The 23748-nt window shown below is 41.4% G+C and carries 22 protein-coding genes; 1 reads left to right on the top strand and 21 read right to left on the bottom strand.

The genetic code is table 11. The features are described from left to right. Positions 1–35 precede the first annotated feature (35 nt). From G628_RS0100860 to glpK, 20 genes are all read right to left on the bottom strand, one after another. The gene (locus G628_RS0100860; protein ID WP_027208244.1) at positions 36–863 is read right to left on the bottom strand and encodes a phosphatidate cytidylyltransferase; all 828 of its coding nucleotides are present in this window, start codon (positions 861–863) and stop codon (positions 36–38) included. 52 nt (positions 864–915) lie between these two features. Further along, entirely contained in the window at positions 916–1641 is a 726-nt protein-coding gene (locus G628_RS0100855) for an isoprenyl transferase (RefSeq protein ID WP_026655192.1), read from the bottom strand. Positions 1642–1666: 25 nt separating this feature from the next. Beyond that, positions 1667–2218 (bottom strand): ribosome recycling factor, encoded by a 552-nt coding sequence (frr, locus tag G628_RS0100850; RefSeq protein WP_026655193.1) that lies wholly within the window; start codon positions 2216–2218, stop codon positions 1667–1669. A 33-nt stretch (positions 2219–2251) separates the two neighbouring features. Then, positions 2252–2944, bottom strand: coding sequence for a UMP kinase (gene pyrH / locus G628_RS0100845; RefSeq protein ID WP_034462008.1), 693 nt, complete (start codon positions 2942–2944; stop codon positions 2252–2254). Positions 2945–2968: 24 nt separating this feature from the next. After that, the gene (locus G628_RS0100840; RefSeq protein WP_027208243.1) at positions 2969–3961 is read right to left on the bottom strand and encodes a polymer-forming cytoskeletal protein; all 993 of its coding nucleotides are present in this window, start codon (positions 3959–3961) and stop codon (positions 2969–2971) included. Positions 3962–3997: 36 nt separating this feature from the next. Further along, complete coding sequence (locus tag G628_RS0100835) at positions 3998–4951, bottom strand: polysaccharide deacetylase family protein (RefSeq protein ID WP_026655196.1); 954 nt, start codon at positions 4949–4951, stop codon at positions 3998–4000. Between the two features lie 116 nt (positions 4952–5067). Further along, the gene (locus G628_RS0100830) at positions 5068–6273 is read right to left on the bottom strand and encodes an NADP-dependent isocitrate dehydrogenase (protein WP_026655197.1); all 1206 of its coding nucleotides are present in this window, start codon (positions 6271–6273) and stop codon (positions 5068–5070) included. Between the two features lie 27 nt (positions 6274–6300). After that, positions 6301–6981 carry a GntR family transcriptional regulator gene (locus G628_RS0100825; RefSeq protein WP_027208242.1) on the bottom strand — a complete coding sequence of 227 codons (681 nt, stop codon included), beginning with the start codon at positions 6979–6981 and terminating at the stop codon, positions 6301–6303. An 11-nt stretch (positions 6982–6992) separates the two neighbouring features. Beyond that, entirely contained in the window at positions 6993–8429 is a 1437-nt protein-coding gene (locus G628_RS0100820; protein WP_027208241.1) for a 2-isopropylmalate synthase, read from the bottom strand. 130 nt (positions 8430–8559) lie between these two features. Beyond that, on the bottom strand, positions 8560–9495 hold the full coding sequence (locus G628_RS0100815; RefSeq protein ID WP_034500482.1) for a GTP-binding protein: 936 nt from the start codon (positions 9493–9495) through the stop codon (positions 8560–8562). A gap of 33 nt (positions 9496–9528) precedes the next feature. Beyond that, entirely contained in the window at positions 9529–10047 is a 519-nt protein-coding gene (locus tag G628_RS0100810; protein ID WP_026655202.1) for a cysteine hydrolase family protein, read from the bottom strand. Positions 10048–10074: 27 nt separating this feature from the next. Continuing rightward, positions 10075–10440, bottom strand: a complete 366-nt coding sequence (locus tag G628_RS0100805; protein ID WP_026655203.1) for a DUF1667 domain-containing protein — start codon at positions 10438–10440, stop codon at positions 10075–10077. 80 nt (positions 10441–10520) lie between these two features. Continuing rightward, the gene (locus G628_RS17815; RefSeq protein WP_027208239.1) at positions 10521–11984 is read right to left on the bottom strand and encodes a methyl-accepting chemotaxis protein; all 1464 of its coding nucleotides are present in this window, start codon (positions 11982–11984) and stop codon (positions 10521–10523) included. 101 nt (positions 11985–12085) lie between these two features. Further along, complete coding sequence (locus G628_RS0100795; protein ID WP_027208238.1) at positions 12086–14143, bottom strand: ABC transporter permease subunit/CPBP intramembrane protease; 2058 nt, start codon at positions 14141–14143, stop codon at positions 12086–12088. Beyond that, on the bottom strand, positions 14136–14906 hold the full coding sequence (locus tag G628_RS0100790; RefSeq protein ID WP_026655206.1) for an ABC transporter ATP-binding protein: 771 nt from the start codon (positions 14904–14906) through the stop codon (positions 14136–14138). Before G628_RS0100790 ends, G628_RS0100795 begins: the two co-directional genes overlap by 8 nt. A 36-nt stretch (positions 14907–14942) precedes the next feature. Continuing rightward, complete coding sequence (locus G628_RS0100785; protein ID WP_027208237.1) at positions 14943–15809, bottom strand: CPBP family intramembrane glutamic endopeptidase; 867 nt, start codon at positions 15807–15809, stop codon at positions 14943–14945. Between the two features lie 28 nt (positions 15810–15837). Next, entirely contained in the window at positions 15838–15981 is a 144-nt protein-coding gene (locus G628_RS18620) for a hypothetical protein (protein WP_155833745.1), read from the bottom strand. 174 nt (positions 15982–16155) lie between these two features. Further along, on the bottom strand, positions 16156–17424 hold the full coding sequence (locus G628_RS0100775; RefSeq protein WP_027208236.1) for an NAD(P)/FAD-dependent oxidoreductase: 1269 nt from the start codon (positions 17422–17424) through the stop codon (positions 16156–16158). 7 nt (positions 17425–17431) lie between these two features. Continuing rightward, positions 17432–18868 (bottom strand): NAD(P)/FAD-dependent oxidoreductase, encoded by a 1437-nt coding sequence (locus G628_RS0100770; RefSeq protein WP_027208235.1) that lies wholly within the window; start codon positions 18866–18868, stop codon positions 17432–17434. A 24-nt stretch (positions 18869–18892) separates the two neighbouring features. Further along, complete coding sequence (glpK, locus tag G628_RS0100765) at positions 18893–20395, bottom strand: glycerol kinase GlpK (protein ID WP_027208234.1); 1503 nt, start codon at positions 20393–20395, stop codon at positions 18893–18895. A gap of 180 nt (positions 20396–20575) precedes the next feature. Between glpK and G628_RS0100760 the strand changes: the two genes are divergently transcribed. Further along, the gene (locus G628_RS0100760) at positions 20576–20869 is read left to right on the top strand and encodes a hypothetical protein (protein WP_026655213.1); all 294 of its coding nucleotides are present in this window, start codon (positions 20576–20578) and stop codon (positions 20867–20869) included. A gap of 48 nt (positions 20870–20917) precedes the next feature. On the opposite strand, the gene G628_RS0100755 is transcribed toward G628_RS0100760, so the two are convergent. Next, complete coding sequence (locus G628_RS0100755; RefSeq protein ID WP_027208233.1) at positions 20918–23539, bottom strand: hypothetical protein; 2622 nt, start codon at positions 23537–23539, stop codon at positions 20918–20920. Positions 23540–23748 lie beyond the last annotated feature (209 nt).

The raw sequence follows: 23748 nt of genomic DNA, 5'->3' as shown, positions 1-23748 counted from the left end.
GCCGCTTTGATATCCTGCGACTCTCTGATGTCTTCTTATTCAATAAGCGGCACTAATACTGCGGCCAAAAAATATACACAAGGTATTACGAATATTACACTGTCAAAACGATCCATAATACCGCCGTGTCCCGGAATAACATTTCCATAATCCTTGATCTTATGATCTCTCTTTATTCCGGATGCAAGAAGGTCGCCCAACTGCCCGATTATACTTCCGACAAAAGTGATGATTATCATCACCAAAAGGAATTCGATACTATATATCTTTCTAAGATAAATTACAAAACCAATAACGAATCCGACAACAACCGAGCCGATAACGCCACCTATAGCGCCTTCAATCGTCTTCTTAGGTGAAAGCTCGGGTGCAAGCTTGTGCTTACCAAATGCTCTTCCGGAAAAATATGCACATGTATCGCACACCCAGGCAATAAAAGGAGCCCAGGCAAAAATCCATCCATAATCGGGACGAATTCTCAAAAGAAATACAAAAGACATATTTACAGGAGCATAAACAAAGCTAAAAAATGCCGACATTGCCTGCGTTGATGTAAACCTTGGGAATGTCAGAACATAACATGCCATTATTAAGAAAAAAGCAAACATCAAAGAAAAAATATAATACCTGTAATCTCTTATCATTATCATTTGAAGATAATGCACTACTATCGATATGTATCCGCATATTTCAAGCGGATTATATTTGGTTCCGCAGTCATGGACTCCGGTAGCTTTTGTAAGTTCGTTATAACTGATAAGTGAAACAGCAAACAAAACTGCTGCCAGAAAATACCCCCCGGAAATCAGAACCGCTGCCAGCACAACGGCAATAACGATTCCGCTAATCACTCTCGTTTTCAATACACTAACCCCGCCTATTCATTCAATTCCATTGGGATCACAGTACACTGTACTAAATCTGATCCTGCTTGAGACCTCCGAATTTACGGTTTCTGTTTCCATATGCTTCCACTGCTTTTTCAAGCTCGGCCTTATTAAAATCAGGCCATGCCACAGGAGTAAAATAGAACTCCGTGTAAGCGAGCTGCCACAATAAGAAGTTTGATACTCTCTGCTCGTTGCAGGTCCTTATCAAAAGATCCGGATCGGGCATATATTCGGTATCAAGATTGGAAGCTATCATTTCTTCTGTAATATCAGAGGGATCAAGTTCTCCATTTTTTACCTTGTCTGCAAGTTTGATAAAGGATCTTCTGATCTCGTCTCTGCTTCCGTAATTGATAGCAATTGTAAATGTAAGTCCGGTATTTTCTGCGGTTGTCTTCTCAAGATTCTCGATTGCCTCGATGATATCCTTTGCGAGAAGACTTCTGTCGCCGATAACACGGCATCTCACATTGTTTTTCATTGACTTCTTTATACTTGTCTTAAGGTAATTACGAAGGAGCATCATGAGAGCAGAAACCTCTGCCTCAGGACGACTCCAGTTTTCTGTTGAAAAAGCATAAACCGTAAGATATTTGATGCCCATATCCTTGGCATCATACAAAATATCCTCAACGGCCTTTGCCCCCTGCAAATGTCCGGCATTTCTGGGAAGACCCTTTGCCTTGGCCCATCTTCCGTTTCCGTCCAGAATTATCGCAACATGTGCAGGTATATTTTTATTTTCTTCCATAACTAAATTTCCTATTTACGGGAAATCACACTGTCATGACTTCCTTGTTCTTATCTTCTACAGCAGCATCAATATCCTTGATAAACTTATCTGTTACTTTCTGAAGTTCATCATTAAGATCGTTGATCTCATCCTCGGATACATCTGAGCCCTTAAGCTTCTTAAGAGCATCGTTGCCGTCACGTCTTACGTTTCTGACTGCAACCTTGGCATCTTCACCCTTCTTGCGTATATCCTTTGCAAGCTGTTTTCTTCTCTCCTCTGTAAGCTCAGGGAAAACAAGTCTGATAACAGCACCATCGTTGCTTGGAGTAATTCCAAGATCAGATGTCATGATTGCTTTCTCGATATCCTTAATAAGTGTCTTATCCCAAGGTGCGATCTGAATGATACGCGCTTCGGGAACTGATACGTTACCAACCTGCTGAAGAGGTGTAGGTGTTCCGTAATAATCAACCTTTATCTTATCAAGCACGTGGGGATTGGCTCTTCCGGCACGGATAGAAGCCAGCTCCTCCTTGAGAAAATCATAAGACTTCTGCATCTTATCACTGTATTCTTTAATTCTTTCGTTCATATTATGCCTCCGTTATTTCATTAGACCAAAACGTCAAACAGTAACTGTTGTACCGTTAAAGTTGCCGCTGGCGGCGTTTACAATACTTTTTTCCTCCTGAAGAGCAAATACTCTCATAGGAATCTTGTTATCTCTTACCATTATCGAAGCTGTCATATCAACAACCTGCAGATTCCGGGCAATAACTTCATCGATAGAAATCTCGGTATATCTCTTTGCATCCGGATTCTTGGCAGGATCGCTGTCATATACACCGTCAATAGCCTTGGCAAGTAATATATAATCCGCTTCTACCTCGATCGCACGAAGCGCAACACCCGTATCCGTTGAGAAATAGGGATGTCCCGTACCGCCGGCAAAGAATACCACCATTCCCTTTGCGAAATATTTGTTTGCTCTGTCTTTGGAAAAGAGCTTGGTAAATGAGCCACATTCAAAAGGAGTCAGTATATTTGTCATCATTCCTTCACTTCTGAAAATCTCAGAAACATAGATGCAGTTCATTATGGTTGCAAGCATACCGATCTGATCCGCTTTTACACGGTCGATATTTTCGCTGGTTCTTCCTCTCCAGAAATTACCGCCTCCGATAACGATTCCAACCTCTGTTCCTTTCTCGGTAAGTTCTTTGACCTGAAGAGCAACCTTTCTGACAGTTTCCTCATCAAATCCTGTCTTCTTGTCGCCTGCGAGTGCTTCACCACTAAGTTTTAATAATATTCTCATAATCTCTCCATATGCTTTTATTACTTATCTGTTTTTAAGTCCCTCGAAGAACTCTGAAGGATTAACATCAGCATATGCCTGTGAGCACATACCTTCAATAACCGCTCCGTTATTGATCTGCACTGACTGAGACTTGATGTTACCCATAACAATTGCAGTTGTATCAAGTACAACCGGTCCGTGAACGTCGATATCGCCCTTAACGGCACCTGCGATAACAGCACTTGAACCGAAGATGTTTCCAACGATAACGGTACTCTGTCCAACCTTTACACTGCCCTTACTCTTAACCTCACCTGTAATTCTTGCTGACTCTGCATAGATCTCAGCTGCATCTGAATCACCTGTGATCTCACCTGTAACATTAAGCTTTCCAAGGCACTTTACATTACCGTTGATCTTACCGATAAGATCAAGAGAACCTGTTGTCTGCAAATCTCCCGTAAGTATCATTCCTTCTGTAATGCTGGCAGTTTCATCTGTAGGTGTCTGCTGATCAAATTCCATAGTTTCTTCTCCCCCGTTATTAGTATTTTTATCTGTAGCATTGCTCTCTGCAATGTACTCGTCGATATTAGAATTATTGATTGCCTCAAGCGCGCTCATCGGCTCACCCTCTTTTACCTCTGACGCCGTCTGTGCTTCGATAAGCTGTTCAAGCGCACGCTCTTCACTTATCTCTTCAGTCTGTTCCTCAGAAGCCCCTTCATTTAAATTTTCATTGTCGGAAGTTTCCGCATCGGTATTTTCTTCCTCTGCGCCTGCTCCCGTTTCTTCAGAATTATCAAGAGTCTGCTCCGACTCTTCAGATAAACCCTCTTCCTTGTTCACCACATCATCAAGCTTGATTTCATCAAGACGATCAAGCATACTGTCAAGATCGACATCTTCCGGTCTTACAGTTCCCCCATCAACACTTTCCTTATCAAGAACCCTTGTTTCGTCAGCCTTATCATCAGGCATGAGTGTGTTAACTGCTTGGGATAAATCGCTCTTTAGCTCAGAAAAAAATCCCATTGTTTCTCCTCCGTTCACTTTTTCTTGTTAATACTTTTATTTGATATGTTGAACCGGTAACGTATTATCTGTTATCGGAACTATCACGGTATCATCCATAGCCTTGATATCTCTTATGATATCAGGCAAAGCGTCAACGGTACTACGCTTGTCTGCAGCGTCATGCATTAACACGATGCAGTGTTTGAATTTTGGGACATTATCTACTATATTAGCATAAATCGACTCTTTGGTGTTGCCCGCTTTGTCATCTTTCGCAGAAATATTCCAATCATAGAAAGTGGCATCGGTTCCTTCCAAAAAATTCTCAAGCTCCTTGATATCAACCTTACTGACAGCATTGGAACTTCCTCCGGGAAATCTGTAATACTTAGCCCAGACCCCCGTGGTCTCATATAAAAATATTCTTAGTTTGTCAAAATCCTCTTTAAATGAATCCAAGGATGAGTAAATCTCACCGTATTTGTGGCTGTAAGAATGCATTCCCAGCGTATGCCCTTCATCGACTATCCTCTTATAGGCATCAACATACTTGGCATCGGGTTTTCCGCACACAAAAAAAGTGGCCTTTACATCATTCTCTTTTAAAATATCCAATATCTCTTCGGTATAAATACTGGGACCGTCATCGAAAGTAAGATATACATATCTTGTACCCTCGATATCCTCGGGATTAAGAGCTCCGCTGGTATCTACATCGGCATAATCCTGCTCAAAGCCTCCCGTCTCGGCATCCGGAACATTATCTTCATTAACATCCGGTTGCACGGCCGAAAGTATTGAAAGCTCGCTTCCATACCTCTGTCTGTACCATTCAAGATCTGCAGTGCTCTGTTTATACTTGGCATTTAACCTGTCATACCTTACTGAAAGAATAACACAGATACACGTGGGAATCAGACACGCCGCTACAACGGTTATCACAATCCCCCTGCGAAGACGTTTTATCTTTTTACTATATACTTTCTTCTTACGACTCCTATCCAACATCCGTGTGTGTCTCTTTCATACCGTAAATGTATAACCAGTGAATAGTATAGCATATAAACGCCGCCGCAAAAAGAGAAAAAATAAGAGCCTCCCAATAAATGAAAGGCTCTTTGTTATCATATTTTATTGAATTCTTCCGCGATCGCGTCGAGGAATTCTTCGCTTCCAAGTTTTACAGGATTGGGAAGTGATGTTATAAGCGCCAGATCGCCTGTCATGCGGCCGGACTCGATAACTGAAAGTGTTGCCTTCTCCATCTTGTCAGCCCATGCCATAAGCTCAGCGATTCCATCAAGTTCTCCTCTCTTACGAAGAGCACCTGTCCATGCAAAAATCGTAGCAACAGGATTTGTTGATGTAGGCTCACCCTTTAAGTACTTGTAGTAATGTCTCTGTACAGTTCCGTGAGCAGCCTCATACTCATATACACCTGTAGGTGATACGAGAACAGATGTCATCATTGCAAGTGAACCGAACGCAGATGATACCATATCACTCATAACGTCTCCGTCATAGTTCTTACATGCCCAGATGAATCCACCCTTAGACTTCATAACACGTGCAACCGCATCATCGATAAGTGTGTAGAAATATGTGATACCGGCTTTTTCGAAATCAGCCTTGAACTCATTTTCAAATATCTCATCAAAGATTTCTCTGAATCTTCTGTCGTAAGTCTTGCTGATAGTATCCTTTGTACCGAGCCAAAGTTCTTTCTTCTCGGCAAGTGCATACTTAAAGCAGGCTCTTGCAAAGCTTCTGATAGAAGCATCTTTATTGTGAATACCCTGGATGATTCCGGGCTCGTTAAACTCGTGAATTGTCTCTCTGATCTCTTTTCCGTCGGCACCTGTAAATACAAGCTCTGCCTTACCTGCACCGGGAACTCTTATCTCAACGTTCTTATAAACATCGCCGTAAGCGTGTCTTGCAAGTGTAATGGGCTGCTCCCATGTTCTTACGTTGGGCTCGATTCCCTTAACCATGATAGGTGTACGGAAAACTGTTCCGTCGAGGATCGCTCTGATTGTTCCGTTAGGGCTCTTCCACATCTTCTTGAGCTTATACTCAGTCATTCTCTCGTTATTGGGAGTTATTGTAGCACACTTAACGGCAACACCGTATTTAAGTGTAGCATTTGCACTGTCTACAGTAACCTGATCGTCAGTCTCATCTCTATATTCAAGTCCAAGATCATAATATTCGCTCTTAAGATCGATATATGGAAGAATAAGCTTATCCTTGATCATCTTCCATAAAACTCTGGTCATCTCATCGCCATCCATCTCAACGATGGGGGTAGTCATCTGAATTTTTGCCATGTTCGCCTTTCCTTTCAATCAATTTAATTATTCAAACATTTCAAGAAGTCCCTTGTCCACCATATTCTCATATGCATTGATCATATGCTGGTTTGCAAGTTCCTCCGCTTTATCAGGATTATTCTCCTTAATGGCTTCCATTATATATTTGTGCTCAACATTGGAAACCGCACCTCTGCTGCTTGAAAGAGTCTTCTGTCTTACTCTCCATACATACTGGTGATAATCCTTAAGAAGATGCTCAAGCATCTTTGAATTGCATGCTTCATACAAAATATTGTGGAAACGGTTGTCGAGTTCAGCCATCTGCTCCATATGACCTCTTGCAGCATGGAACTCCGCAAGATATATGTTCTCTTCCATTTCCTCAAGCTGTTCTTTTGTGATATTCTCACAAGCCCATCTGGCGCAGAGTCCTTCGAGCTTTGATCTTATCATGTAGATATCTTCTATATCCTTGACTTTGATTCCCGTAACATAAGCGCCCCTGTTGGGAATTATCTGAATAAGACCCTCAAGTTCAAGCTGCCTGAAAGCCTCTCTTACGGGGGTTCTGCTGACGCCAAGTTCCTGACCGATTGCAACTTCCTTAAGTTCCTCATGGTCCTTATACTTTCCGTTCAGAATGTCCTCACGAATTCTGTGAAACACTCTTCCTCTCAGGGAATACTTGTCCGTAACTTCATGTTTTAAGTCTTGCTTTTCCATATTTTCCCTCATTATTTGGAGATTTCGGTAATTTCTCCATCCTTGACAACAACGCCAAGCTCATCACTTACTTTGCCAATTTCTCTTACAAGCTCATCATCGGTCATAACTGTAACTCTGCCGCCCGCATACTCGCTGTCAACCCACTCTTTGATCTTTGTAACGATGGGTGAAGTCTTAGAAAGAGCATGCTCTTCTTTAAGCTTGTAATGTATATTGATCCAGTGAGCAATTCCCGCAAGTCCCGATGTATTGGAAACCGCACTTACAGGCGGTCTACCCAGGAACTTATCCGTATCAAAAATGTTGTAGATCTCCTCGTTTTTCAAAAGACCGTCCGCATGGATACCTGCTCTTGTAACATTAAAGTTCTTTCCTACAAAAGGTGTATTTGCAGGAACCGTAAATCCAATCTCTTTTTCATAATACTCGGCAAGTTCTGTTATTACCTGAGTATTCATGCCGTTGAGTGTGCCCTTAAGCTGCGCATACTCAAATACCATAGCTTCAAGAGGTGTATTACCTGTTCTCTCACCGATTCCGAAAAGAGATGTATTAACGGATGAACATCCGTAGAGCCATGCTGTTGTCGAATTGGTAACAGCCTTATAGAAATCGTTGTGTCCGTGCCACTCAATGAGTTCGCAGGGAACTCCGGCATTTGTATTTATCGCATAAATGATTCCCTGTACACTTCTGGGAATAACCGCACCGGAGAAGTTAACTCCGTATCCCATTGTATCGCAGGCGCGGATCTTAACGGGAATTCCGTACTCATCCTTGAGCTTCATAAGCTCTACGCAGAACGGAACAACAAATCCGTAAATATCTGCTCTTGTAATATCTTCGAGATGGCATCTGGGGCTGATTCCCGCCTCAAGACACGATCTTACCACACTGAGATAATGATCGAGTGCCTGTCTCCTTGTCATCTTAAGCTTTAAGAAAATGTGATAATCCGAGCAAGAAACGAGAATTCCCGTTTCCTTCATTCCTATCTCTTTTACAAGCTTAAAATCTTCTTCGCTTGCTCTGATCCAGCTTGTAACTTCAGGGAATTTGTAGCCTCTCTCCATACACTTATAAACCGCATCACGGTCGCTCTTACTGTATAAAAAGAACTCACTCTGCCTGATCATTCCGTTCGGACCGCCAAGTTCGTGAAGCTTGTCATATATGGTAACAATCTGCTCTGTGGTATACGGCGCCCTTGACTGCTGCCCGTCACGGAAAGTAGTATCCGTTATCCATATATCCTTTGGCATATTATGAGGAACGATCCTGTCATTGAATGGAATCTTGGGAATCTCCTCATAAGGAAACATATTTCTGAAAACATTTGGCTTTTCCACGTCGTCAAGAATGTACATATGCTCTTCAATCTGGAGCAGATTATTCTTGTCATTCATAGTAACCGGTCTGTTCTGAAATGCACTTGTATCGTTCATAGTAAAGTAAACCTCTCTCATATAAACAAATAGCTAACCTCGTATAATTGTATACAATCATACGAGGAGTGTCAAGGCGCGTATTTAAGCAGATTTTTTCATTCCGGTTGATGTTTTTTCATCAATAATCTTATATGACAGAAATAACTTCTCTCTTTGGTTTGTCACATGGACGTATGTTTTCGACAATGCATACAGGGAATTCCACATCATACTGTTTGACATACTCTTTATCAACGGTTCCGGTTATTTCCACCCAGTCATAGTTTTCAATTGAAACGCTGCCGCTGTAGTGGCAGATTATACCAAACAATGAAATATCCTGCTCGCAGCATGTCATTGCAAATCTGCCGGCAAGGAATATGTCTTTTCCCGCTTCTTTTGCCTTCATTATCTGAGCCGTAAATACTATCTTTTTACCGAGGTATCTGTCGAGATTGTCCAGACTGTCCAGATAAAATACAGAAAATTTGTCGTCCCTTACATCAATTACCGCATCATCAAGCGAATAAGGAAGATCGTCTTCGAATTTCTGAAGGATGTCCTCTCCGTGCTTATCCTTGCAGACTATATTAAGACTGGGATTTACAGCCTTAACACTTCGTCTGTAAGATGCCATCTTATCCATAACGTCATCGCAGTTATTAAAGATAGTAAGATACGCTTTTCTAACGTGCTCAGACATAAAAGATTTCATGTTTGCCGCAAAGATTTCAAACGTAGAAGCATCTATTATTACAATTTCCATGATATCGTCCCAGTGTTCCGGAAATACAAGGTTCTTGCGATCCCACATTCCGTTAAACTCAACGATTATTCTTTCGGGCATGACTTCTTTTTCAAATTCAACGATATGCCAGGTATCAAAGTCTTTCTCATTCTCAATCTTCTTTACGGTAACTTTCAGATGATTCAAAAGATAATCATCATATTCAACTTCGCCTTCTTCGCATTGAATAAGAAGTGTTTTTCCTTTTATCTCAAAATAATCTTCCTCAATAAGATCTTGTATAAAGGTTGTTTTTCCTGCATCCAGAAATCCGTTTACGAAATATACTTTTCCCAATATTTTATCCGCCTTATTATTATGTCATTTTTATTAGCAATATATCTGGCAAGAACGCATAGTCTCAAGCGCCGCAAGGTGCTTTTGGACCGTTACACCCGCGCAGCAGTCCTTATCTACGCTGATCTTAAGCTCAGGCATATTTGCTTTGAGTAAAAGAGCATTTGAAACAACACAAATATCTGTGCAAAGGCCGATAAGCTCTACTTCGATCTCTTCTTTTTCATATATATCCTTAATAGCTTTTACAAGATCGACGGAACCGAATGTAGGCTTGTTGATAAATGTAGCGCCCTCAACTTCTGCGGCAACGGTCTTATCAAGCTCCCATCCTTCGGTATTTTCAATACAGTGAACTACCGGAAGATTCTTTCCTTCCTGAGTGTCCATGTAGTTCTCCTGATGAGTATCTCTTGTGACAAAAATATCCTTTTTGTCGTATTTCCTTATCTTCTCAACAACGGCGGGAACTATTGCTACCGCTTCCTTTGTTCCGAGCGCCCCATCGACAAAATCCTTTTGCATGTCAACAACAACAAGTATTTTTCTCATATCAATTTCCTCTTTTCCTTTAAAACACTATATAGTCCCGGCATTTGAGGTCGCGACAATATCACTCCCCGTATCCGCAACATTTTTTATTATAACATCTCCGATCGAAACAGGGGCATTCGCATGGCTTTTATTGATCTCATCCATAACGGCAAAAATCTTATCCTTCGGAACATCGCTGTTTGTCTTAACAGAAACCCTGCTCCTGTCTCCTCCCGTAACTTTCACGGTACTTGTAACTATCCTCGTGGGATTTACAACTTCTTTTCTCGCATAAATATCGCCTTTTTGACAGGTGTTTCCGGACACCGAAACTACTTCGTCGTTCTCAAGCTCTACAGTCAGAAAACATCCCATCGGACAACCTATACATGTAAGTTCCCTTTTCTCCATAGTCATAGCCTCCGTATTATTTTAATGAAAAACGTCTCCCTGTACTTATTATACAGAGAGACGTCAATATTTTGATCTTTTTATTCAGTTTGCATATCTTTGAGCTTATTTGCCTGCATGAATATTTCGCCCAGAATTCCCTTAAACTCGTCAAATTTCTCTACCGCATCATCCGAAGATTTAACTCCCTGGTTAGAAAGCGAGGCAACTTCTTCACTTGTTGCGGACAGATTTGAGATGGAATCATTAATCTCTGTGGTAGAAGCCGCGATTGACTTCATTCCCTCGCCGATCTCCTCAAATCTCGAAAGCATTTCGGTTACGTTTACATTGATGCTGTCGAAATTTTCGCCCACTGTGCGGATCATCTCATTCTGCTCCGATACGCTGTTTACCGTATCATCAATGCTTGCCATCGCTTTCTGAACATCCTCGACAAGCTCGGTAATAATGCCTTTTATCTCATTTGAAGCCGTATTTGTTTCTTCCGCAAGTTCACGAACATCATTTGCAACAACCGCAAATCCTTTACCGGCGTCTCCCGCTCTTGCCGCCTCTATGCTCGCGTTAAGTGCAAGTAAGTTTGTCTGCTTTGAAATAGACATGATCGATCCGACAATTTTCTGCACTTCCTGAACCTTGTTGATAACGGCCTGAGTAGCTTCAACAGTAACTTTACTTGCTTTTTCAACATTGGCCGATTTTTCTTTCAACTCGGAAATGACCTGTACACCTTCTTTGACAGTCTTCTGTGTGCTCTCGGAAGCCTCGGTCATCTCTTTTCTGTGAGTCTCTGTTGCCTCAGTCTCTTCCTGAATCTGCTGAACCTTCTGCGCCTGCTTGGTCACGGACTGTGCCGTACTCTCCATGCTGCTTGCGATATCCTGCATTCCCGAATGCTGGGCATCCATGATATTCTGAAGATCAACCATATCTCCCTGAGATTTATTAAAAAGATCCGTGATCGCATTTGCAATGTCTGCCATTGCATTACCCGTCTCAAGCGTCTTTTCGGCATTCTCGGTAATCTTGGCATTATTCTCTTCATTAAATAAAGTAAGGAGTGTAACCGTGCACAAGCTCGCAATAAACGCAAGTCCCAGCGTGATACCGGCCGGAATCAACTCAAGATTGAACTTTCCTGTTAACACGGTATTTTTTATACAGGTGATAATAAAAGAAATTATTATTGCACTTATTCCGAATTTACAAAGGCGAACATTAAGATAAATAATACTGCAGATAAGTATCGGAAGTCCGAACGCAAAGTATATCAGTGACTCCTCCGCAATAAGAATCACAAAATAGAATATGGTTGCTCCGCCCATTATCATGATGGAACCCTTCTTTTCATACGGATACTTGTAATTTCCAAAAGCACATATTCCCGCACAGAAGAAAGCGTCGATGATAATTGATATTCTGCCTACGGTCGCACCGTATTGGAATAAAGAAAAAACTGTGAGTAAAAGACCGCTCAATATGATGATGATTGTTACGTAAAAACTGTTATTATTAGCTCTCTTATACTGTTCAGAATTCATAAAATATCCCTTTCACATACAATCTCATTGTTTTAGTCGACACACTAAAATTGTAACATGAAAGGGATTTGAATAACGTTTTTTCGAATATTAAATTATTATTAAAAAGATTGTTCCTTGTTTGAATTTTTCACAATAAATAATCCGACGATCACAAGCACCAATCCGATAATTCCGAATATAGGATTAGTGAGCATATTCGCTGTCTGCTCAGATACATATTTTGCCAAAATTACCGAAATAAAATTCACCGTAAAGTGTGCAAACATTGAAGGAAATATGCTTCCGCCATAGTATACTATGAGGCCAAAAATTGCCCCAATAAATCCTGTTGTAAAGAACTTAAGCAGATCCATATGAAACAGTCCGAACAATACAGATACAATAAGCACTGTATAAACAGGTTTTACTTTGTCTTTTAATGCACTTAATAATACTCCTCTAAACAACATCTCTTCCGCTATTGCGGGAGTAAGCGCTATGCACAGGGTGGCCATGACCGCATTGTGTGAAAAGAACTCCTTAAATGCATCTGACAATCCTTCACCAATCGTTATTCCGGTCACCTTCATAATAATATCTCCAAGAATTGCCGCCACAAAAAACGCGCCGATTCCTGTAATTACACCGCCAACCAAACTAAGCGGCTTGCAATTATTAAAGCTGTACACCTTCTTTATATCTTTCTTTGCATATATAAAAAATGCAAGAGGTATACCTACCAGTATCAAAAACTGGCTTATAGGAAGTCCCGCCAATTCATATTTCGCCTGAATCAGTGTCCCGAACAAAAGATAGACCAATATAACAAAGGGATAAATAAAGCATGCATCACCTATTGTTACAGACATGCCTTTCTTTATATTGCTTCTCTTTTCAAAAAGAGAAATTGCGTTTTTACCGTCACCAAACAAAAGATTCTCACTGTTATAAGCTTTGGAAAGAAACAATATCGACAACACCGAATAAAGTACCATGCTGCACAAAACCAAAAGAAGCATCGTATAATCAAGCTTAAAATTCAGTGCATCCCTCAAAAGGATAGATACGTTAAGTACCGGAACAACCGCAACGTATTGGTTGAGTTCAACTGTCGGTATCATAGAACCGTAAGCAAGGAACATGAGCACCATCATTACAGGTGACATATAGCTGTTTGCTTCTTTGTATGATTTTGCAAAACATGTAAAGCACATGAAGATTGCGCTCATAAACAATGCAGTTACGATTATAACGGGAAACGTAAGTAACATTGCCGAAATAAAAGATGAAAAATCTATATTAATACCGTCAATCAATCCTGCCGCCTTATTCTGTTCAAACAAAACGCCGAAGACAACAGACATCGACAATATATTAAGGATTGCCGTAACCACTCCGCACAATGCCGCTGTGAGAGTTTTTGCCATAACAATATATTTGCCCGAAACAGGAAGCATCAAAAGTGTCTCAAGAGTTCCCCTCTCTTTTTCCCCGGCAGTCAGATCTATACTCGGATGCATAACACTTATAAGTATTGATAAAACTATCATCATCGGCAATATCATTCCAAGTATTTGTCCTGCAATCTGTTCACTGCTGGAAAGTCCCTTTTTCTCAAAAGAGATAGGATACAAAAAGCTATCTTTATCAAGCCCGGCTTTCTCTACATTCTCTTCAACAATGCCGTCAGAGAGGTTATCAACGGCTCTCCTGACTTTGTCCATTGCCTCTGAAGACTCATTTACGGATTCCATGTAAAAAGCTTTAACCTCTACTTTTTCGCCATTATCGGCAATTTCAAGATATGCATCAAGATCTTTATCACTTATCATGCTTTTACATTGATCTTCGCTTATCTTCTTATCGGACACGGTACAGATCACATTATATAACTGCTCTTTGCTACCGTCTTCTTCATCCGTTTCAACAGCATTTTCTTTTAAGGCATTTTCAAGATTCCCAACATCAAATCCGGTGCTCTCATTATATACGGCAATATCATATGTTGTATCTTTGTCATTCGCAAGCATACTCGATACCATAAGCGATACCATCATAATAAGAGGATATACGATCACGGGAACCAGAACCATCATCATTATCGCCTTTTTATCTCTTAGAACATCACGTAATTCTTTTAAAAACAGTGTTTTAAAAATCTTCAGTTTACTATTCATTTGCCGCACTCTCCATCTTGTTTTCTATCAGCTTTCTAAACACTTCTCTTAAATTCTGTGATCCTGTTTCTTTCTTTAGATTATCGGGCGAATCATTACATACAACCTTTCCCTCATGTATCATGACTATCCTGTCGCACAGATATTCCGCTTCTTCCATGTAATGTGTCGAATAAATTACCGTCTTGCCCTTTTCTTTTTCCGCCAGCATAAAATCTATGATTGCGGATGAACTGAGTATATCAAGACCAAGCGTAGGCTCATCGAATATATATATTTCAGGGTCATGTATTAGGCACCTGGAAATGGAAGTTCTCTGAACCTGACCTGTTGAGAGCCTGTCAATCCTGTTGTCGGCAAACTTATCCATATTCAAAACTTTTATTATCTCATCCGTTCGTCTTTCTATATCCGAATCTTCCATTCCGTATACCTGACCGTAAAACTTAAGGATCTCTCTTGCAGAAAACCTTCCGTAGAGTTTTGTATTTGCTGACATATAACCGATATGCCTTTTAAGATCTTCATTTCCTGTTATCTCGCCGCTTCCTGCCGTAACTGATACTTCTCCGCCCGTCGGCGTCATAAGCCCCGCAAGCATCCTAAGAAGCGTAGTCTTTCCTGCACCGTTCGGCCCTAGAAGTCCCACTATTTCTCCTTTTTCCGCCTCGAAGGAAATACCGTCAACCGCATTAAACTCAACCTTTTTATTCTTCTGAACCGTTTTGGTAAATGTTTTTACAAGATTTTTTGCTCTGATCATATTTGCCCCTTCTGTCTTCTTTTAAGTAAAGTATTCTTAAGCAACAGCACTGTCTTTAACCGCTTCAACATTATTACCTTCACGCTTTGCAATTGCTTTGATAATAATTCTTGTAAGGAAAAAAGATCCGACAGACAAAATACCTGTCACAACAATGAGCGTGATCATCTGCTTAATGTCAGACCTCGAACTCTCAGCAACCTCTGCAAATTCTTTTCCCTGACTCTTGTAAAAAGCGTTTGTAATATACAGCATAACGCCTCCAAAAGAATTAACAACAACATGCATGATCATTGATGTCAGGATACTTCCGCTTGCCCTGTTAACATAAGCAAAAATTATTCCCAATACCCACGCATAGCAGAACTGGTTGATATTAAGATGAAACACTCCAAACCAAAAACCTGACAAAATTGCCGCAGCTGTAAAAGGAATAAACTTCTTTAATCTGTTATGGAAAAATCCTCTAAGCAAAATTTCTTCACAGACAGGAGCCAGTATTGCCAACGCGATCATGTAAAGCACCGGTGTATCACCAATCATAGCATCAGTAGCCTGCGCCATCGTATTCTTAACAAAAAGCTGGGAAAGAACATTGGTAAACATAACCATAGGATAAGTAACTACTGTAAGAAGAATTGTAAGAAAAAAAGTACTTGCCTTAATCTTATTAAATCCGCATTCCTTCCATAAATTATCGCCCTTCTCGCGCAAATATAAGAATGCGATCGCGATCATCGGAATGTAAAGTGCCAACGAATAAACTATAAACGGAGCAGATATACCTGCAATTGCCGCAACTACCCCAACACCTATATCCAGGCCGTATCCTACGATCATCATAACGATCAATACCCCCATCAACTTAAGCGCATCTTTCTTGTTAACGGTTTTGTTTGTCATTTTATATCCCCTTTCACCCAACATTTCTTTATTTTTTGATACATATTATTACATAATCAATCTCATGCCTATCCGTTACATAACGCGAAACACACATACTGATAACAGACTGCACTATAATTGCATGTAAGATCAATAAAGTAATTACCATATTTCTAACTATCTTCTTCATAACTAACCCTCTTATCACTTATATGGTTAATCACTCATGCAACTAACCATACCACCAACATAACCACATGTCAAATAAATGTTGCTAAGATTATAGCTGTGCATTTTTTAAAAAATCCTTAAAAAAAGAAACAAGCAGTACAATAATCCGCTTGTTTCTTTTTAGCCAATACTCTTATTCATGTTCAATCTTTACCGTTATTATCTTAAGATTACTTCTTTTAATCAGCTCATCCTTTTTTAGAACAATCTGCTCCATCTCACCCGGAGACATTATACGCTTCTTGGTGTGAACAACTCTTTCACCGTCAAAATATACCGACACATAAGAATCTTTGTATACATCTCCCACTCTGAATCTTACGGTCAAAAGATCTTCCATTCTACCCGGATCTATTGTCTTTGGCACGGTATATCTCGCTCCGCTTTCTGCGACAATTTCAACCGCTCCCGCTGTACTTCCTTCCCTGCAGCCGTTTTTTATGAATTTCACCGCATTCTGCCCCGCTCTCATCGCTTCTTCCGAAACATAGTCTACAAGATCATGTACGTGGAGTACATTGCCACACGCAAATATTCCGGAAATATTTGTCTCAAGTGATTCATTAACTATAGGCCCTCCGGTCACGGAACTCATCTCTATTCCCGCAGAAACAGACAGCTCATTTTCGGGTATAAGTCCGCATGATAAAAGAAGTGTATCGCATGTATATCTCTCTTCCGTTCCGGGAATCGGTTTTCTGTCAGGTCCCACCTCTGCTATAGTGACCGCCTTAATATGCTCTTTTCCCTCAATATCAACGACCGTGTGCGAGAGCTTAAGCGGGATCCCATAGTCATCAAGACACTGCACGATATTCCTCTTAAGACCTCCCGAATATGGCATGAGTTCTGCAACAACCTTGACATTCGCTCCTTCAAGCGTCATTCTTCTGGCCATGATAAGTCCGATGTCACCCGATCCGAGGATGACAACTTCTTTTCCCGGCATGTATCCTTCAATATTTACAAGACGCTGCGCGCATCCTGCCGAAAAGATCCCCGCAGGACGGAATCCGGGTATATTAAGCGCTCCTCTTGCTCTCTCCCTGCATCCCATAGCCAGGATAACCGCCTTTGCAGGTATCGTAAACATACCGTCTTCTCTGTTCATGGCGGTCACGGTTTTGTCATGTGCTATATCCATGACCATGGTTCCAAGTTTATAGTCTATACCAAGGTCTGATACTTTCTTCTTGAACCTGTCGGCATACTCAGGGCCTGTAAGTTCCTCCCTGAAGGTGTGCAGACCAAATCCGTTGTGAATGCACTGATTTAAAATGCCCCCAAGTTCTTTATCTCTTTCTAGGATCAGAATGCTGTCATTTCCCGCTTCTTTGGCGGCTACAGCTGCGGCAAGACCTGCAGGACCGCCTCCGGCAATAACTATATCGTATGACTTCATGGTCTTTTCACCTCCCCTTGGTTCTCGTAGCCACAATGTTCGAATCACCTCCGGACTTTGTGATATCTTCATACAAAAGTCCAAGTTCTCTTGCGAGTATCTCCATGGTCCTCGGCATACAAAATCCGGCCTGACATCTTCCCATTCCGGCTCTCGTCCTTCTCTTTATTCCATCGAGAGTCCGTGCACCAAGCGGCCTGTGTATGGCATCAAGTATCTCTCCCTCCGTTATGGATTCGCATCTGCATATCACATTGCCGTAAGCAGGATTTTCCTTTATAAGAGCATTCATCTCTTCTGTGGAAAGACCTTCCGTTCTTCTTACACCCTTGCGCTTCGTGATTATATTTTCTTTTTTCTTAAAATTCATACGACTCTTTAAGATATCGCAGACTGCTTCGCCTATTGCGGGACAGCTTGTAAGTCCGGGAGACTCTATGCCTGCGCAGTCTATAAATCCCGGAACATCTCTTACCTCTTCAATAATAAAATCATTGTTGTCTTCATGCGCACGAAGGCCTGCAAAAGACGTTATGACCTTATTCATAGGAATATTTTTTACATGATTTCCTGCTTTTTGCGTAAGTTCGCTTATTCCCTGCGCTGTCGTCGCAGTTCCTTCTTTATCTTCCGTCTCAATTGCCGTCGGTCCGACGATCAGATTGCCATGAACCGTAGGCGCAACAAGTACGCCTTTTCCAAGTTCTGTGGGCTGGGGGAAAATAACATGATTTACATATGCTCCAGCCTGCTTATCAAGAAGACAATAGTCCCCACGCCTCTGTGTTATATGCATTTTCCCGGAACTTACCATGTTGTGAATGACATCGGCGTATACTCCGGCTGCGTTTACCACATATCTTGCCTTGTACTCTCCGTTATTTGTAAAGATCCGAAAAAGGCCGTCATTGTCTTTTTTGATATCCTGAACTTCCGTATTCAGCTTAAACTCTGCGCCGTTCATCGAAGCAATCTCCGCCATTGCTATATTGAGCTCAAAAGGACAGATTATCCCCGCACTCGGCGCAAAGAGTGCTCCCTGCGTCTCATCTGAGAGATTTGGTTCCGCCAAAAGAGCTTCTTCTCTAGATAGTAGCTTTAGGCCTTTTACTCCGTTTTTTTCACCTCTCTCACAGAGCTCTTTAAGCCCCGGCAGTGCATCCTTGTAAATGCAGACAACCAGAGAACCTATGCGTTTAAAAGGAATATCCAGATCCTCGCAAAGCTCATCCATCATCTCGTTTCCCCTTACATTGAGCTTTGCCTTTAAAGAGCCCGGTTCAGCATCATATCCGGCGTGTATGATAGCCGAATTGGCTTTAGATGTACCTTCGCACACGTCACTGCATTTTTCCAAAACGCAAGTTTTAATATCGTATTCTGCAAGTTTCCATGCAACAGCGGCTCCGGTCACGCCTGCGCCTATTATCATCACATCGTACATAGCCATTCTCCTTTTTGCAAAGAATCATTCTTCCTTATCCCACAAAAGAGTTGCTTTAACCGCTTTATGCCAGCCTTTAAGCTCTTTTTCTCTTTTTTCCGAAGAAATCTTTGAAGTAAATGCTTTATCTATAGATCTGTTCTTAATGACGTCATCTTTACTCTTCCAATATCCAACTGCAAGTCCCGCAAGATATGCTGCGCCCATTGCCGTCGTCTCTACGCAGGATGGCCTGAGTACATTTGCATCAAGAATATCAGCCTGAAACTGCATCAGGAAATTGTTATTCGATGCACCTCCGTCAACATTAAGCGACGTTATCTTTTTACCCGTATCAAGCTCCATTGCATGCAAAACGTCGTAAGTCTGAAATGCCAGCGACTCAAGCGTTGCCCTGACAATGTGATATTTATTAACGCCTCGTGTAAGCCCCATGATGGCGCCCCTTGCATACGGATCCCAATACGGAGCACCAAGCCCCGTAAATGCAGGAACGACATAGCAGCCGTTCGTATCGTCAACTCTCGTTGCAAGATACTCCGAATCCGGCGATGAATCTATGATCTTAAGTTCATCCCTAAGCCACTGAATCGCGGCACCTGCCACAAATACCGAGCCTTCGAGCGCATATTCGACTTTGCCGTCTATTCCCCATGCTATAGTTGTCAGCAGATCGTTTTGGGAAAAAATGGGCTTATCTCCCGTATTCATCAGCATAAAGCAACCTGTTCCGTAGGTATTCTTAGCATCGCCTTCCTTAAAACAAGTCTGTCCAAACAGTGCCGCCTGCTGATCTCCGGCAGCTCCCGCAATCTTTATCGGACCTCCGAAGAACTCGGGATCCGTCTCTGCGTATATGCAGCTTGACGGCTTGACTTCGGGAAGCATAGACATCGGAACTTCAAGGATATCACACAGTTCTTCATCCCACTTAAGTGTATTTATATTAAAAAGAAGTGTTCTTGATGCGTTTGAATAGTCAGTGACGTGGACTCTTCCCTTTGTGAGTTTATAGATAAGCCATGAATCAACCGTTCCAAAACACAGTTCGCCGTTCTCGGCCCGTCTTCTTGCTCCGACAACATTTTCAAGTATCCATCTTATCTTGGTTCCGGAAAAATACGGATCGAACTTTAGTCCCGTTTTTTCCTGAAATTTCTTTACAATCTGCGGATCTTCCTTCATTTTTTGTGCCGCATAGTCCGCAGTACGTCTGCACTGCCAGACAATCGCATGATTTATGGGCTGTCCCGTCTTTTTATCCCATACAACAACCGTCTCACGCTGATTGGTTATGCCTATCGCTGCTATATCTTCAAAAGTTGCTCCGACATTTTGCATTGCCGTTCGCGCCACGGATAGCTGTGTCTGCCATATTTCATTCGCATCATGTTCCACCCAGCCGGGCTTTGGAAAAAGCTGAGTAAATTCCTTTTGAGAAACACTGCACATCTCCCCTTCTTCATTAAAAAGTATGCATCTGTTACTGGTAGTTCCCGCATCCAGCGCCATAATATATTTAGCCACGCGTCAATCCTCCTTATGTGCAATCTCAATTATCAACATATATTCCTGTTTTTTTGATAACTATATCATTGTAAAAATCTATTAATTCAATTATACTTAAAAAGCTGCGGTATTGTGTAAATACTGTTAAATAAGATATAATTTAGAAAGGAACAAACGAATATGGGGAGGGCGAGTATTATGGCAAACGAAAGAGAAGATCTCATTCATTCACTTGCAAAATCCATGGGCGTTGGCGATGCACAAAAAGCACGTGGTACATCCGGCAAATATAATGCAGAAACCGGAACAATGTACTGTAACGGCCACATTATTTCCCGTACCACCATTGAACAGGCAAGCGCTTACTTCAATTCACAATACAGACGCCTTGCCGAAATTGACGACGAGAATGTAAAACAGATGGCTTCAATCTATGAAGTCGCAAAAGAAGCAATAAACATGATAGTTGCTCCGACAGATATGACAGAATAAGCGGATCCCTAAGGACCCGCTTTTTTATATTTCATATTTGAATTTGTTTTATGCTGCTCTCAACTCCTGAACCTTCTTCTGGTGCTCATCGCGAACCTTCTTCTCTGTTATAAGAAGAATTGCGATAATAAGGAGCCATAACCAGTTGATCTTTATTCCGCTCTCTGTATCCATCTCAGCAAGAGCTTTCAAATTATTTGTTGATCCGATTCCTGCAAAAGCTGCCTGATTGTTCTCCATTCCAACAATTCCACTTGTAAACTCCTCAAATGCCTTGTTGTACTTGTTGTATCTCTTTGCTCCGAGAATCTGTCCGATCATATCCTCTGAAACAGCATGTGCCTGCTCTGCAATCTGCTCAATTACTGATACTGCTCCGTTTGATCTTTCTGTTACAACATTCTGTGCTGCATTCTCGCTTACTGTATTTCTCTCAGCTGCGATAGCTGTTTCTACAGGTGCAACTGTGTTCTCAAAAATCTCTGCAAGTGTTGCAACTACTGTCTCAACTGCATTCTCTGCGATTGTCTCTTTTGCAACTGTCTCTGTGTCGTATCTATTTCCTTCGATGTTCTGCCCTACCATGTTGTTAACTGCTACAGGGATTGATGCAACTGCAGGAACTTCTGCTACTTCTTCGATCTCTGCTGCCTCAACTGCTTCTGTAACTTCTGCAACCTCAACTGCTTCTGTAACTTCTGCAACCTCAGCTACTTCTGCGATTTCCTCGATTGCAACTGCTTCTTCTGCGATTTCTGCAATTACCTCTTCCTGATCTGCTGTGTTCTCTGCAAGAACCTCCTCTTCCTGAACACTTAAGCTCTCTCTGATTTCTTCGCGCTTCTCGATGAGCTCATCAAGCTCTGCTGCCGCATTATCAAGATCCTCTTTTGCATTTGCAAGGATTCCTTCAAGAACTTCTACAGCCTTCTTTGTTGATCCTGCATTAAGAACTCTCTCAATTTCCTCTTCGCTTACATAATTTCTAAGCTCTGCAACGATATCTGCTGAAATTCTTACTCTGTTATCTTCGATCTCATCGATAGTTTCCTTTAAAACCTCAACCTTATCTGATGCTTCCTCTACCTTATCCTGTGTATCTGCAATGATCTCACCGTACTTCTCATACTTCTCAACAAGCTTTGAAGCATTTTCGATAAATGCCTTAAGTCCTGCATCATCCTTTGTTGAAATTCTGATTCCTTTTGCATTTCCACTTGTTGTCTGAACGATCTTGCGAGCTGCTGTGCCGTTCATATAGTAAACACCGTCTACAAACTCGATTTCTCCGCTCTCTACGCCTGCCTCAAGCTCATCAATGCACTTAAACTCATTTGTTCCGTCAGCATAATCAAATGAATATACATCATATTTTCCTGAATTTACATCTGCCTTGAACTGGTTTGTAACACCAAAATTTCCGAAGTGATTCTTCTGATATACTGAAGATGTGATATCCTCTTCAGGCTTCTCGTACACTACGATTTCTCTTGAACTTCCAAGTCTGTACCACTGATCGTTTTCCTTGAACTGTCTGTCTGTTCTGTCGATGTTGAAATAACGCTTTACTGTGTTGTTGTTCTTATCTAAATATGTAACAACAGTATATGAACTGTTCTGACGGTCAAATCCTCTGAGCATCTCTGTGTACTTGATATTTGTTGCATCCTTGTCGATAAAGTTAGGAATGATATATCCGCTTATAATGCTCTCCATGAGCTTATCCTGAGTCTTCCAGTCTTTGTTCTTGTCTGAAATTTCTTTCTTAGCAAGAATATCTTCAACTGCTGCCTGCTCTTTCTCAAGATCCTCTTTTGCATTATTGCAAGCCTCTGAAAGAACTTCTACATTCTTCTTAGCCTCTTCAAGCTTCGCTGCTGCCTTGTTTACATTGCTGTCATCACTCTTAAGGTGCTTAACTGTCTCATCATATACCTTCTGTGCACCCTCAAGCTGTCTCTTTGCCATCTCGAACTTTTCGCTAAGTGCTTCGAAAGTAGCTTTCTTTGCCTCAACATTTCCTTTTGCATCTTCTGTGATCTGATCAAGCTTGTCCATAGCCTCGCTTACCTGCTCAGCATCTGCATCTTCACTTGAGATTATATCGATAAGGCTGTTTGCCTGCTCTTTTGTCTCTTCAACTGTATTAACTACGCTGTTAGCGATTTCCTGAGCTGCTGTTGCAGTTTCAACCGTCTCTTTTGCGCTCTCATCTGCAATGCGGTCTGCTTCGTCAACCTTTACGAGCTCTTCTGTTACTTCGTTGAGCTCAGCTACTGCCTCATTGAGGTTTTCTTCTACCGGAAGGCTCTCTACTGCTTCAACAAATGCATCAACGCTCTCCTGTGCAACTGCTCCGCCGTCTGTAACATCAGCTGCCTCAATTCCTGCTTCCTCGTTTCCTTCTGCAATTGCCTCGATTGTCTCAGCAGAGATCTCTACTGCCTCTTCAACTGATTCCTCAGCTGCTGTCTCTGCTTCAACTGCCTCGCTTACTGCTTCGTTGTATACTTCTTCATTTGTAACTTCTTCGTTTGTATCTTCCTGATTGTTCTCTGTATTCTCAAATACTTCGCCGTCCATGGCTCTTACATTTACAGTTACTGTTGTTGCTGTGATCATTGTTGCAAGTGCAATTCTGATTACTTTTAAAACTGTATTCTTCTTCATTCTTTACCTCCAAAGTCATATTCGGCGTTTATTAAAATTCATTTCTCTCTCACACACTATTTTTATCGGTGCAGAATTTTTTTTCTTAAACGAAATTTTCTAAAATAAAAATAAACACCTTAAAACGCTCTTGTTTTAAGGTGTTTACGTTGTCTATTCAATATATGGTCCATGGGGACGGGGGTTGTGGCTTGTCCATCAGTCTATCC

The sequence above is a fragment of the Butyrivibrio hungatei NK4A153 genome, from assembly GCF_000424465.1.
Taxonomy (GTDB): domain Bacteria; phylum Bacillota; class Clostridia; order Lachnospirales; family Lachnospiraceae; genus Butyrivibrio; species Butyrivibrio hungatei_A.
This window is presented reverse-complemented; position numbering and strand designations above follow the sequence as displayed.